Source organism: Enterobacter cloacae complex sp. SHL018 (assembly GCF_049237905.1).
Lineage (GTDB): Bacteria > Pseudomonadota > Gammaproteobacteria > Enterobacterales > Enterobacteriaceae > Enterobacter > Enterobacter hormaechei_C.
On the sequence record NZ_JBMKJE010000001.1, the window covers coordinates 1,337,797 to 1,349,964 of the forward strand.

Sequence of the window (12,168 nt, forward strand, 5' to 3'; positions counted from 1 at the left end):
TTTAAATCCTGCCTCTGCAACCTGGCACCCTTTTTGCTCTCCTGAAACTGACGTTACTTTTTCTGCGTCCGGGCGGTAACGGACGTCTTCGCACAGCTTTCTTTTTCAGGAGTGAAAATATGCACCGTCGTACCTTTATAAAAGCGTTCGCCTTGTCCGCCTCCGTGGTCGCCATGGGGGTCAGTTTTGGCGTCCAGGCCGCAGAGACCATTAAAGTCGGGATCATGCACTCACTCTCCGGCACGATGGCCATTTCAGAAACGCCCCTGAAAGATGTCGCCCTGATGACCATCGACGAAATCAACGCCAAAGGCGGCGTGCTCGGGAAAAAGCTGGAGCCGGTGGTGGTTGACCCGGCATCCAACTGGCCGCTGTTTGCCGAAAAGGCCCGCCAGCTTCTGAGCCAGGATAAGGTCGCCGTGGTGTTTGGCTGCTGGACCTCCGTATCGCGTAAATCAGTTCTGCCGGTTTTTGAAGAGCTGAACGGTTTGCTGTTCTATCCGGTGCAGTACGAAGGCGAAGAGATGTCACCTAACGTCTTCTATACCGGCGCGGCGCCTAACCAGCAGGCGATCCCGGCGGTGGAGTACCTGATGAGCGAGGACGGCGGCAGCGCGAAACGCTTCTTCCTGCTGGGTACGGACTACGTTTACCCGCGCACCACGAACAAGATCCTGCGCGCCTTCCTGCACTCGAAAGGCGTGGAAGATAAAGATATTGAAGAGGTCTACACCCCGTTTGGTCATAGCGATTACCAGACCATTGTCGCCAGTATCAAGAAATTCTCCGCGGGCCGTAAAACGGCGGTGGTCTCAACCATCAACGGTGATTCCAACGTGCCTTTCTATAAAGAGCTGGCGAACCAGGGGCTGAAAGCCACGGACGTGCCGGTGGTGGCGTTCTCGGTGGGCGAGGAAGAACTGCGCGGCATTGATACCAAACCGCTGGTGGGTAACCTGGCGGCGTGGAACTACTTTGAATCCGTCGATAACCCGACCAACCAGACTTTTGTCGCGGCCTACAAAGCCTACGCGAAAGCCCATAAGCTGCCGAATGCCGATACCGTCGTCACCAACGATCCGATGGAAGCGACCTATGTCGGCCTGCATATGTGGGCGCAGGCGGTTGAAAAAGCGGGGACAACCGACGTGGACAAAGTGCGCGCGGCAATGGCGAGCCAGTCGTTCAACGCGCCGTCCGGCTTTACGCTGACCATGGATGCCACCAACCACCACCTGCATAAGCCCGTCATGATTGGTGAAATCGAAGGCAACGGCCAGTTCAATGTCGTCTGGCAAACCGAACAGCCGGTACGCGCTCAGCCGTGGAGCCCGTTTATCGCCGGGAATGACAAAAAACCTGACCAGCCGATGAAAACCGCCAGCAACTAAGCCACCACCAGGGAGAGACGTCATGAACGCCATGCGCATAATTATTGCGATTGTGTGGCTTACCGGACTGCTGCCAGGGATGGTGCAGGCATCGGATGCAGATGATTTCGTTGCCGCTAGCCGCAGCCAGCAGACCGCCATGCTGACCCGCTGGGCAGCCACGCCGGAACCTGCACGTTTGCCGCTGCTTAAAGCGCTGCAACAGGAGAACCTCTACACCGACAGCCAGAAGAAGGCTTTTACCCGCATCGACGGCGAAACGGTTGCCCTGGGCGCGGCAAAGAGCGCCGAAGGAACGACCAAAGCCGTGCGGCTGACCAACCGGCTGCGCGTGTTAACCGTCACGGCGCTGGCGACGCATCAGCTTGTCAGTGACAGTGTCACCGAAAGGCGTCATGCCGCGCGGCAACTTCAGCGTGACGCCCAGCCGGATATGCTCGGGTTTCTGCAACAGCGGGCTAATCGCGAAACGGACGACGTCACCCGACAGTCGCTGAGGCTGGCGCTGGCAAATCTTCAGCTGGCGAGTCCGCAGGCGGAAACGCGCCTCAACGCGGTTGAACTGTTGGGACAGTCTGACGATCCGGACGTTCAGGCCACGCTGACGCCGTTCACCCGGGCGCAAACCGAGCCGGACGCACGGGTACGTGCCGCCGCCGCTGAGAGCCTGGACCGTATTCAGCACCGGCTGATGTGGGGCGAACTGCTGGGGCAGGCCTTCATGGGCTTGTCGTTGGGATCGGTACTCTTGCTGGCCGCGCTCGGGCTGGCTATCACCTATGGTCTGCTGGGGGTGATTAACATGGCCCACGGCGAAATGCTGATGCTCGGGGCGTATGCCACCTGGATGGTGCAGCAGGTTATGGCGCAGTGGATGCCTCAGTGGCTGGCGCTTTATCCGGTGGTGGCGCTGCCGGTGGCGTTTTGCCTGACGGCAGGTATCGGGATGGTGCTGGAGCGCACGGTGATCCGCCATCTGTATGGCCGCCCGCTGGAAACCCTGCTCGCCACCTGGGGGATCAGCCTGATGCTTATCCAGCTGGTGCGCATGACCTTTGGCGCTCAGAACCTTGAGGTCGCAAACCCGGCCTGGCTGTCCGGCGGGGTGCAGGTTTTCGCCAACCTGACGCTGCCGTGGAACCGCATTGTGGTGCTCGGGTTTGTGCTGATGGTGCTGTTCTTCACCTGGCTCATTCTGAATAAAACGCGTCTGGGGCTGAACGTGCGGGCGGTGACGCAAAACCGCAGCATGGCGGCCTGCTGCGGCGTCCCCACCGGACGGGTAGATATGCTGGCGTTTGGCCTCGGGTCCGGCATTGCCGGGCTGGGCGGCGTGGCATTGTCCCAACTGGGGAACGTGGGACCGGAGCTGGGCCAGGGATACATCATTGATTCGTTCCTGGTGGTGGTGCTCGGCGGCGTCGGCCAGCTGGCCGGTAGCGTCGCGGCGGCCTTTAGTCTGGGGATCTTCAATAAAATTCTTGAACCGCAGATGGGCGCCGTGCTGGGCAAAATCCTGATTCTGGTGGCGATCATTCTGTTTATTCAGAAACGTCCGCAGGGGTTATTCGCACTTAAAGGGAGGGTGACAGACTGATGAGCCAGCCATTGACCTTAACACTGGCGCGCAGGGCACCGCGCTCCACGCAAATCTTCGGCAGTCTGCTGGTTGCGGCGCTGCTGGTGCTGCCTTTTCTCGCGCTGTTGCCCGCAACGCATCCGCTGGCCGTTTCTACATGGATGTTGACGCTCATCGGCAAGATCCTCTGCTACGCAGTTGTCGCCGTGGCCCTCGATCTGGTCTGGGGCTATGCCGGTATGCTCTCACTGGGGCACGGCATATTCTTCGCCCTGGGCGGCTATGCGATGGGCATGTACCTGATGCGCCAGGCGGCCGGGGACGGGCTGCCCGCGTTTATGTCGTTTCTCTCGTGGAGCGAGCTGCCCTGGTTCTGGTGGGGAACGCAGCATTTTGCCTGGGCTCTGGTGTTAATTGTGACGATCCCCGGTCTGCTGGCGCTGGTCTTCGGCTGGTTTGCTTTTCGCTCGAAGATCAAAGGGGTCTATTTCTCCATCATGACCCAGGCGCTGACCTACGCGGGCATGCTGCTGTTCTTTCGCAACGAAACCGGCTTTGGCGGCAATAACGGCTTTACCGGCTTTACCACGCTGCTCGGGTTTTCCGTCACGGCGACCACCACGCGGATCGCGCTGTTTCTCGCAACGGTCGTGCTGCTGCTTCTGGCCCTGGGCACAGGCTACGCGCTGGCGAAGAGTAAATTTGGCCGCATTTTAACGGCGGTGCGCGATGCGGAAAACCGTCTCACGTTCTGCGGCTACGATCCGCGCGGTTTCAAGCTGCTGGTCTGGACGCTTTCCGCCGTGCTGTGTGGCCTGGCGGGAGCGCTGTACGTTCCGCAGGTGGGCATTATCAACCCGGGTGAAATGTCGCCGACCAACTCGATTGAAGCGGCCATCTGGGTAGCGCTGGGTGGACGCGGCACTCTGGTGGGCCCGGTGATTGGCGCGGCGCTGGTCAACGGTGCGAAGAGCTTTTTCACCGTGGCGATGCCGGAGTACTGGCAGCTGTTTCTGGGGCTGATTTTCATCGCCGTGACGCTGTTTTTACCGCGCGGCGTGTTCGGTCTGTTTCGTAAGGGAGAGAATTAATGCAGCCCTCTGAAGGACTCTTTACCCGCCAGCTACCGGGCGACCGTTACCGCGAGCAGACCGATCCGGTGTTGCAGCTCGAGGCCATTAACGTCAGTTTCGACGGTTTTCAGGCGTTGACCGATCTCTCGCTGAACATCGGCGTCGGAGAATTGCGCTGCATCATTGGCCCTAATGGCGCCGGTAAAACCACGCTGATGGACGTGATTACCGGCAAAACCCGGCCAAAAAGCGGAAAAGCTATTTACGATCAGTCCATCGATCTGACTGCCCTGGAACCGGCGGCCATCGCCCGTCAGGGCATTGGCCGTAAGTTCCAGAAGCCGACCGTGTTTGAAGCGCTGACCGTAGGGGAAAACCTCGAAATCGCCATGAAAGCCGACAGGTCCGTCTGGGCGAGCCTGCGGGCCACGCTCAGCGGCGAGCAGCGCGACCGCATTGATGAGATGCTGGTTTTGCTGCGGCTTGGCAGCGAGCGCGATCGCCGTGCCGGGCTGCTTTCCCACGGACAGAAGCAGTTTCTGGAGATCGGCATGCTGCTGGTGCAGGACCCGCATCTGTTACTGCTGGACGAACCCGCTGCCGGTATGACCGACGCAGAGACGGAATACACTGCCGAGCTATTCCGAACCCTGGCAGGCAAGCATTCGCTGATGGTGGTTGAGCACGATATGGGTTTCGTCGAGACCATCGCCGACCACGTCACGGTGCTGCATCAGGGGCGGGTACTGGCGGAAGGTTCGCTTCGCGAGGTACAGGCCAATGAACAGGTAATTGACGTCTATCTGGGACGTTAAGGAGAGGTGATGTTACAGGTTAGCGAACTGAATCAGTACTACGGCGGAAGTCATATTCTGCGCGGGGTGAGCTTTGAGGCGGTCGTCGGGGAAGTTACCTGCCTGCTGGGGCGCAACGGGGTGGGCAAAACCACGCTGCTGAGGTGCCTGATGGGGCTGATCCCGGTGAAAGGCGGGGAGGTGGTCTGGCAGGGAAAGAGCATCACTCACAGTAAACCGCACCAGCGGGTGCAGTCCGGCGTGGCCTATGTTCCGCAGGGGCGGGAGATTTTTCCGCGTCTGACCGTAGAAGAAAACCTGCTGATGGGGCTGTCACGCTTCTCCGCGGGAAACGCAAGGAGCGTACCGGAGGAGATTTGGCAGCTTTTCCCGGTGCTGAAGGAGATGAAGCACCGACGCGGAGGCGATCTTTCCGGTGGTCAGCAGCAGCAGCTGGCGATAGGTCGCGCGCTGGCGAGCCGTCCACGGTTACTGATTCTGGATGAACCCACGGAAGGTATTCAGCCGTCGGTGATTAAAGAGATTGGGCAGGTGATCCGCAGCCTGGCGAACCGGGGGGATATGGCCATCCTGCTGGTGGAGCAGTTTTATGATTTTGCGGCAGAGCTGGCCGACAGCTATCTGGTGATGTCGCGCGGCAGCATCGTCCAGCAGGGGCGCGGGGAGAACATGGAGCAGGAGGGCGTTCGCGGGCTGGTTGCGATCTGAAATGTTATAATATAACATCCTCATTCTTATAAAACGGAATGAGGATTTTGCTGTGGCTGCACAACTTGCAAAAATTGCGCTGACTCTGGGAACGCTGCTGGTAAGCGGCTCGCTTTTTGCCCATTCGCACGGTCATCAGATGACAGAGGCGGAACAGAAGGCGGCAAACGGCGTCTTTGAGGATAAAGACGTCAGGGACAGGAAGCTGTCTGACTGGGACGGGACCTGGCAGTCCGTTTATCCGTTCCTGCTTGATGGTTCGCTGGATCCGGTTTTCGAAAAGAAAGCGCAGAAGGGAGAAAAATCCGCTGCCGAGGTGAAGGCCTACTACCGCAAGGGGTACGCGACGGACGTGGACGCCATCGGCATTGAAAACAACGTGATGGAATTCCACCGAGGCAAAACGGTGAGCAGCTGCCGCTACGACTACAGCGGCTACGAAATTCTGACCTATGCATCGGGGAAAAAAGGCGTGCGCTACCTGTTTGAGTGCAAGGATAACGCGAGCCAGGCGCCTAAGTTTGTGCAGTTCAGCGACCATATCATCGGGCCGAAAGCCTCTTCACACTTCCATATCTTTATGGGCAACACCTCCCACGAGGCGCTGCTGAAAGAGATGGATAACTGGCCGACCTACTACCCGAATGAGATGTACAAAGAGCAGGTGGTGGAGGAGATGTTGCACCACTAGGGGGTTGGTTTTGCCGGGTGACGGCTTCGCCTTACCCGGCTTACGATTAGGGTTTTGTCGGTCGGGTAAGCGCAGCGCCACCCGACACGCTATCTTCACTTTTCACGCGCATCCCGCGCAATATCATCAGCCAGGCCGCAATGATGGCGGCCATCATAATGATAAATAATGACCAGTGCGGCAGATGGGTCAGGATGAGCCCGGTGATCATCGGGTTCGCCGCCGCGCCGAGCCAGCCCAGCGCCTGGGCGGAGAAATAGCTCGCCTTCATGCCCGGCGGGGCGATATTGTCGATCAGCATGTATTCACCCGGTGCATAAATAATTTCACCCAGGGTGAAAATCGCCGCCGCGATCCCCCAGTAAATCAGGTTCTCGCCGGAAAGCATAAACCCGCCCAGCCCGAGGATGAAAAAAAGCGTCGCGGCGGTCATTAGCGGACGGATATTGCTGGCGGTGATCTTACGTCCAAGCGCGTATTGCAGGGTGACGACCACCGCCGCGTTGACGGGCAGCACAACGGCCACCACCTTTTCTGCGAAATCACTGTCCGCATGTGCGGCGAGGACATACTGGGAAATGCAGGTGGCGAACGATCCCCCCACATACGACGCCAGCAGGCCGGAGAGCGTGTACCAGAACAGCGCCCGGTCTTTCAGCAGCACCGAGGGCTGCCACGGCATTTTCTCCTCAGGGCTGTCTGAGGCTATGCTTTTCTGCACAAAGAAATGGATAAACCCGAGCGGCAGTGCGGCGCAGAAGGCGGCCAGCCAGAACGGCAGTTGCAGGCTGTACATCACCAGCAGGGTGCCGATCGGCGGCCCGATCGTCCAGCCAATGTTCAGGAAACTGTAGTTGAGTGAGAAAACGCGCGCCTTTTCGCTGGAGGTCAGCACGTCGGCAAACCATGCTTTCAGCACCGTTGAGAAGACGGAATAGGCGCAGTTAATCAGGGCAAAGAACAGCACCACCAGCATCACGTTATTCACCAGCGGAATCGCCACAAACCCGGCGATAAAGGCCACGATGGCGATCAGCATATAGCGTTTTTTGTCGAACTTATCCGCCAGGATGCCAAACCCCAGGCTAAACACCACGCCGATGGTCAACGCCACGGTAAGGGCATAGCCAATATTCTCCACGCTCATATCGTACACGCGTGTGAGATATATGGTCATAAAGGGCAGCGTTGCCCCGCGGCCAATTGTTAATAACAATGACGATGCCAGCAGCGCTGCGGTTGAGCGCCTGATTGATGGTTTCATTTTCCTGCCCGACAAATGCTTATGCTTTTTTTGTTGTGTTATTACAGGATTATCATGGGATCGGCAGCTTGTATAGCACCCAATTTATCCGCAGGTGCTTCTCTCCAGTACCAGAATTAATGATCTTCTCGTGGGGCTATTTTTTCTGTTACCTTGAAGTGTTTACAAAATTTTAATAATTCAGGGGCGGAAAATGACGCGGAAAGACGGGCTGTTAGCGTTGCTGGTTGTCGTGGTGTGGGGACTCAATTTTGTGGTCATCAAAATGGGGTTGCACAACATGCCTCCACTGATGCTGGCGGGGCTGCGCTTCCTGCTGGTGGCCTTCCCGGCGCTGCTGTTCGTTGCCCGCCCGATAATTCCCCTCAAGCTGCTGCTGGGCTACGGCCTTACCATCAGCTTTGGTCAGTTTGCGTTTCTTTTTTGCGCCATCAAATTCGGTATGCCTGCGGGCCTGGCTTCGCTGGTGCTTCAGGTGCAGGCGTTCTTTACCATCATTCTCGGCGCATTTGTCTTCGGCGAACGCTTGCAGGGCAAGCAGCTGGCGGGCATTAGCCTTGCGGTCTTTGGCGTGCTGGTGCTGATTGAAGGCAGCCTCAACGGTCAGCATGTCGCGCTGCTGGGCTTTATGCTCACCCTGGCGGCGGGGCTGAGCTGGGCGTGCGGCAATATCTTTAACAAACTGATAATGCAGCACGAGACGCGTCCGCCGGTCTTATCGCTGGTGGTCTGGAGCGCATTGATCCCAATCGTGCCGTTTATGGCCGCGTCGTTTATTCTGGATGGTCCGCAGGCGATGTTGAAAAGCCTGGTGGAGATCGACCTGACGACCATTTTGTCGCTGATCTACCTGGCGTTAGTCGCCTCAATCATTGGCTATGGTATCTGGGGATCGCTGCTCGGACGCTATGAAACCTGGCGTGTGGCGCCGTTATCGCTGCTGGTACCGGTGGTCGGGCTTGCCAGCGCCGCACTGTTGCTGGAAGAAACGCTCAGCGCGCTGCAACTGTGTGGCGCAGGGCTGATTATGGCCGGGCTGTATATCAACGTCTTTGGCTTGCGGGTGCGTCGGGCAACGCGGGTGCGGGGTTAAGGCAGAAAAAAGCCCCGCATTAGCGGGGCAAAAACGAATTACAGGTCGTGGTTGTAATACGGCACGCCTAATTCGTCGGATTTGTCGCTGCCAGCGCCCATGTGATTGAAGTCCCAGGGCGACTGGTTTTGCGTGGACGGCATAATCATGGTGTCACGATTATTTTGCTGCCCCGCATTGGGGGGTTGCTCCGCGAAGCTCTGGCCGGAAACCAGCACCAGCAAGGTGAGGGCGGCGGAGGCGATAAATTTCATGATTTCCTCGGTTACGTCTTAACAGGCGATGATTAACTGCAATGTTTTAGCGGATACAGATAACGGGATTCACCCGGCATACTGGTAATACGGTACTTATGAGGCGGCACGTCAAAGTAGTTCTTGAACGTACGCGTCAGGGTCTGTTGCGATTCAAATCCGTAGCGTTCCGCCAGATAGAGGATCGGCTCATTGCTTTCTTTCAGTTTTTGGGCAATCTCCGTCAGCTTGCGGCTGCGAATATATTGTCCTAATGAATGGCCGGTCTCTTTTTTAAACATCCGTTGCAGGTGCCATTTTGAGTAACCTGAACGCTCAGACACTTTCTCAAGAGAGAGTGGAGATTCCAGGTTATCTTCGATCCAGTCCAAAATGCTATGAATGGTGATAGCGTCAGTATTGCGTCTGGACATCGTCATACCTCTTTTTCTGTTTACGGCAGGATTTTCTTGAGTAAGAGCTCAAGCGTTGCCACTTCATCTGCCGATAAGTTTTTTGTCAGTTCCTGGTGCAGTGTTTGTCCTACTAATTGATGACATTGCTCACACATGGCCGCGCCATCGCTGGTCAGTTTCACCAGTACGCCACGTTTGTCATTCGGGTTAGGGCTTCGTTCTATCCATCCTTTACAGACGAGACGATCCAGCATGCGGGTTAACGCACCCAGATCGACAGAGAGCACCTTTTTCAGCTCAACCGGCGTGATACACACTTCGCAGCGAATGGAACACAGCACTTTGAACTGTGTTGCGGTGATATCCAGCGGTGACAGATAGTCATTGAGCAGGCGATCTTTTTTCTGGTTAACCATATGAATAAGACGACCCAGTGGGATTATGTCGTTAAAGAGGTCACTGGTGCTTTTCACAATGGTTGCCCTGGCAAGTAGTTTAGTCACGGCAGATATTATTGCTCAGGCAAGTATAAGTCAACTGAATGAATCGGCCGATGCCACGAAATGCTAAAACGCTTCAGGAACTTATTCTGTACGCTTTTAAATCATACAGATAATCTGGGGTTATGAATTACGCGAGACAATTATGGTTACGCTGTCGGATGGCTCCGGACGAGGATTTGCCCCTATAATTGCGATGTTGAATAAGGATAAGGACTGCGGTGCATTATGTTGGATTTGATTAAAGCAGTGGGGCTTGGACTGGTGGTGTTGCTGCCGCTGGCGAACCCGTTAACTACGGTGGCGCTTTTTCTGGGGCTGGCGGGGAACATGAACAGCGCAGAGCGCAATCAGCAGTCGATGATGGCCTCTGTCTATGTCTTTGCCATAATGATGGTGGCTTATTACGCCGGGCAACTGGTGATGAATACCTTTGGTATTTCGATTCCCGGTCTGCGTATTGCTGGCGGGCTGATTGTGGCCTTTATTGGTTTCCGGATGCTGTTCCCGGCGCACAAAGCGCACGAATCCCCGGAAGCCAAAAGCAAATCGGAGGAGCTTGAAAGCGAACCGAGCGCCAACATCGCGTTTGTGCCGTTAGCCATGCCGAGCACGGCGGGGCCGGGGACGATTGCGATGATCATCAGTTCCGCCTCAACGGTGCGTGATGGGTCGACATTTCCGCACTGGGTTATCACCGTTGCGCCGCCGATCATTTTTGCGCTTATCGCCATTATCGTCTGGGGATCATTGCGCAGCTCCGGGGCGATTATGCGCTGGGTGGGCAAGGGGGGGATTGAAGCTATCTCCCGTCTGATGGGTTTCCTGCTGGTCTGTATGGGCGTGCAGTTTATTATTAACGGCGTGCTGGAGATTGTTAAGACGTATCATTGAGAACGTTGCCGGGTGGCGGCTTCGCCTTACCCGGCCTACTCGCAATGGATATAATTCTTATGAATATAAAGCGATGCGTCTTCTGCAACCACTCCTCTGGCAACGAGAATCGGTATCTATGATTGTCAGACCAAAATGACAGATGAAAGATTCCGTTATCTTGGCGGTGATGAAGAACACGGATATTAATGCTTCGTAGGCCGGGTAAGGCGAAGCCGCCACCCGGCATAACAAACGTCAACCGTGGCTGGACTGTTCTTCCATCGCGACCGGCCATTTACGGAAGATAAGCACCGACCAGATCAGCGCGATCAGCGCCGGAATCGCCCCGAGATAACCAATGGCCGACATCGATACATGCAGGCTGATCTGATTTCCCACCAGCGCACCGGCGCCAATCCCCAGATTAAAAATCCCGGAGAAGAGCGACATCGCTACGTCCGTGGCGTCCGGGGCCAGCGCCAGCACTTTGACCTGCATTCCCAGACCAATAATCATGATTGCCACGCCCCAGAACAGACTGAGGATCGCCAGATGACTCTCGCTGCCTGCCGCAGGCATCAGTAACAGCAGGCATGCCAGCAGCAGACCAATCGCACTGCTTACCAGCGCAGACGCGTGCTTATTGCCCAGCTTCCCGAACAGGATGCTGCCGATAATCCCCGCGCCGCCCAGGATCAGCAGCAGAACGGTGGCAAAGTTAGCGCTAAAGCCCGCCACAACCTGAACAAACGGCTCAATATAGCTGTAGGCCGTGTAATGGGCGGTCACCACAATCACGGTCAGCAGATAGATGCTCATCAGCGCCGGTCGACGCATCAGCAGCGGCAGACTTTTCAGCGAGCCGGAGTGTTCGCTGGGCAGTTTTGGCAGCAGTTTGATCAGACACACCAGGGTGATCAGCGCCCCCATGCCGATGGCAAAGAAGGTGGTGCGCCAGCCGAAGTATTGTCCCACAATGCGCCCGATCGGCAGGCCTAACACCATCGCCAGCGCCGTACCGGTGGCAATCAGGCTCAGCGCCTGGGCGCGTTTTCCCGCCGGAGCCAGACGAATGGCGAGCGACGCGGTGATCGACCAGAAAACGGCATGGGCAAACGCGATGCCGACGCGGCTGATGACCAGCACGGTAAAGTTCCATGCCATAAATGACAGCACATGGCTGGCAATGAACACCACAAACAGCCCAATCAGCAGCTTACGACGTTCCATCTGGCTGGTCAGCAGCATAAACGGCAGCGACATCAGCGCCACCACCCATGCATAGATGGTCAACATAATGCCAACCTGTGCCGTTTCCATATGGAAGCTGGCGGCGATATCGGAGAGCAGCCCTACCGGAACAAATTCCGTGGTGTTGAAAATAAACGCTGCGATGGCGAGCGTGACCACGCGTAGCCACGCGACCCTGCGGGAAACCGTGTGTGTTGTCATAGGGATATCTGGGATTCGTTGCCTGAAAGATGAGGAGACGATCTTAAAGCCTTAAACGGCGAAAACTCAACCGTTAT

At 56.7% G+C, this 12,168-nt stretch carries 13 protein-coding genes; 8 read left to right on the plus strand and 5 right to left on the minus strand.

Annotation, left to right across the window (positions count from 1 at the left end; translation table 11 throughout):
* Positions 1-119: 119 nt before the first annotated feature.
* From urtA to zinT, 6 genes are read left to right on the plus strand one after another with little or no spacing between them, the layout of a single operon-like run.
* Positions 120-1,391, plus strand: a complete 1,272-nt coding sequence (gene urtA / locus ACOTY5_RS06495) for an urea ABC transporter substrate-binding protein (protein ID WP_421631867.1) — start codon at positions 120-122, stop codon at positions 1,389-1,391.
* A 22-nt stretch (positions 1,392-1,413) separates the two neighbouring features.
* Positions 1,414-2,988: an urea ABC transporter permease subunit UrtB gene (urtB, locus tag ACOTY5_RS06500; protein ID WP_045141513.1), complete on the plus strand. Its 1,575-nt coding sequence runs from the start codon at positions 1,414-1,416 to the stop codon at positions 2,986-2,988.
* Complete coding sequence (urtC, locus tag ACOTY5_RS06505) at positions 2,988-4,061, plus strand: urea ABC transporter permease subunit UrtC (protein ID WP_015570542.1); 1,074 nt, start codon at positions 2,988-2,990, stop codon at positions 4,059-4,061. The genes urtB and urtC overlap by 1 nt, the downstream gene beginning before the upstream one ends.
* Entirely contained in the window at positions 4,061-4,858 is a 798-nt protein-coding gene (gene urtD, locus ACOTY5_RS06510; protein ID WP_015570541.1) for an urea ABC transporter ATP-binding protein UrtD, read from the plus strand. Before urtC ends, urtD begins: the two co-directional genes overlap by 1 nt.
* Positions 4,859-4,867: 9 nt before the next feature.
* Positions 4,868-5,566 (plus strand): urea ABC transporter ATP-binding subunit UrtE, encoded by a 699-nt coding sequence (gene urtE / locus ACOTY5_RS06515; RefSeq protein WP_032103021.1) that lies wholly within the window; start codon positions 4,868-4,870, stop codon positions 5,564-5,566.
* 52 nt (positions 5,567-5,618) lie between these two features.
* The gene (gene zinT / locus ACOTY5_RS06520; protein WP_045141512.1) at positions 5,619-6,257 is read left to right on the plus strand and encodes a metal-binding protein ZinT; all 639 of its coding nucleotides are present in this window, start codon (positions 5,619-5,621) and stop codon (positions 6,255-6,257) included.
* A 46-nt stretch (positions 6,258-6,303) separates the two neighbouring features.
* Here the strand turns inward: zinT and ydeE are convergent, their stop codons facing one another.
* The gene (ydeE, locus tag ACOTY5_RS06525) at positions 6,304-7,521 is read right to left on the minus strand and encodes an efflux MFS transporter YdeE (protein WP_045141511.1); all 1,218 of its coding nucleotides are present in this window, start codon (positions 7,519-7,521) and stop codon (positions 6,304-6,306) included.
* Positions 7,522-7,714: 193 nt separating this feature from the next.
* Between ydeE and eamA the strand changes: the two genes are divergently transcribed.
* Positions 7,715-8,614 carry an O-acetylserine/cysteine exporter gene (eamA, locus tag ACOTY5_RS06530; RefSeq protein ID WP_421631868.1) on the plus strand — a complete coding sequence of 300 codons (900 nt, stop codon included), beginning with the start codon at positions 7,715-7,717 and terminating at the stop codon, positions 8,612-8,614.
* A gap of 38 nt (positions 8,615-8,652) precedes the next feature.
* Here the strand turns inward: eamA and marB are convergent, their stop codons facing one another.
* The 3 genes from marB to marR are packed head-to-tail and all read right to left on the minus strand — an operon-like array spanning position 8,653 to position 9,736.
* Entirely contained in the window at positions 8,653-8,868 is a 216-nt protein-coding gene (gene marB / locus ACOTY5_RS06535; RefSeq protein WP_040117638.1) for a multiple antibiotic resistance protein MarB, read from the minus strand.
* Between the two features lie 32 nt (positions 8,869-8,900).
* Positions 8,901-9,281, minus strand: a complete 381-nt coding sequence (marA, locus tag ACOTY5_RS06540; protein WP_001303241.1) for an MDR efflux pump AcrAB transcriptional activator MarA — start codon at positions 9,279-9,281, stop codon at positions 8,901-8,903.
* 20 nt (positions 9,282-9,301) lie between these two features.
* Entirely contained in the window at positions 9,302-9,736 is a 435-nt protein-coding gene (marR, locus tag ACOTY5_RS06545; protein WP_017383983.1) for a multiple antibiotic resistance transcriptional regulator MarR, read from the minus strand.
* Between the two features lie 255 nt (positions 9,737-9,991).
* On the opposite strand from marR, the gene ACOTY5_RS06550 reads away from it, so the two are divergent.
* Positions 9,992-10,657: a MarC family NAAT transporter gene (locus ACOTY5_RS06550; protein WP_003857180.1), complete on the plus strand. Its 666-nt coding sequence runs from the start codon at positions 9,992-9,994 to the stop codon at positions 10,655-10,657.
* A 237-nt stretch (positions 10,658-10,894) separates the two neighbouring features.
* Here ACOTY5_RS06550 and ACOTY5_RS06555 read toward each other — a convergent pair whose 3' ends face one another.
* Positions 10,895-12,091 (minus strand): sugar transporter, encoded by a 1,197-nt coding sequence (locus ACOTY5_RS06555; RefSeq protein ID WP_023296611.1) that lies wholly within the window; start codon positions 12,089-12,091, stop codon positions 10,895-10,897.
* Positions 12,092-12,168 lie beyond the last annotated feature (77 nt).

Excerpts from the sequence above, each read along its gene's own strand:
- urtA (WP_421631867.1), top strand. The coding sequence starts at position 120 with ATGCACCGTCGTACCTTTATAAAAGCGTTCGCCTTGTCCGCCTCCGTG.
- urtB (WP_045141513.1), top strand. The coding sequence starts at position 1,414 with ATGAACGCCATGCGCATAATTATTGCGATTGTGTGGCTTACCGGACTG.
- urtC (WP_015570542.1), top strand. The coding sequence starts at position 2,988 with ATGAGCCAGCCATTGACCTTAACACTGGCGCGCAGGGCACCGCGCTCC.
- urtD (WP_015570541.1), top strand. The coding sequence starts at position 4,061 with ATGCAGCCCTCTGAAGGACTCTTTACCCGCCAGCTACCGGGCGACCGT.
- urtE (WP_032103021.1), top strand. The coding sequence starts at position 4,868 with ATGTTACAGGTTAGCGAACTGAATCAGTACTACGGCGGAAGTCATATT.
- ydeE (WP_045141511.1), bottom strand. The coding sequence starts at position 7,521 with ATGAAACCATCAATCAGGCGCTCAACCGCAGCGCTGCTGGCATCGTCA.
- eamA (WP_421631868.1), top strand. The coding sequence starts at position 7,715 with ATGACGCGGAAAGACGGGCTGTTAGCGTTGCTGGTTGTCGTGGTGTGG.
- marB (WP_040117638.1), bottom strand. The coding sequence starts at position 8,868 with ATGAAATTTATCGCCTCCGCCGCCCTCACCTTGCTGGTGCTGGTTTCC.
- marA (WP_001303241.1), bottom strand. The coding sequence starts at position 9,281 with ATGTCCAGACGCAATACTGACGCTATCACCATTCATAGCATTTTGGAC.
- ACOTY5_RS06550 (WP_003857180.1), top strand. The coding sequence starts at position 9,992 with ATGTTGGATTTGATTAAAGCAGTGGGGCTTGGACTGGTGGTGTTGCTG.
- ACOTY5_RS06555 (WP_023296611.1), bottom strand. The coding sequence starts at position 12,091 with ATGACAACACACACGGTTTCCCGCAGGGTCGCGTGGCTACGCGTGGTC.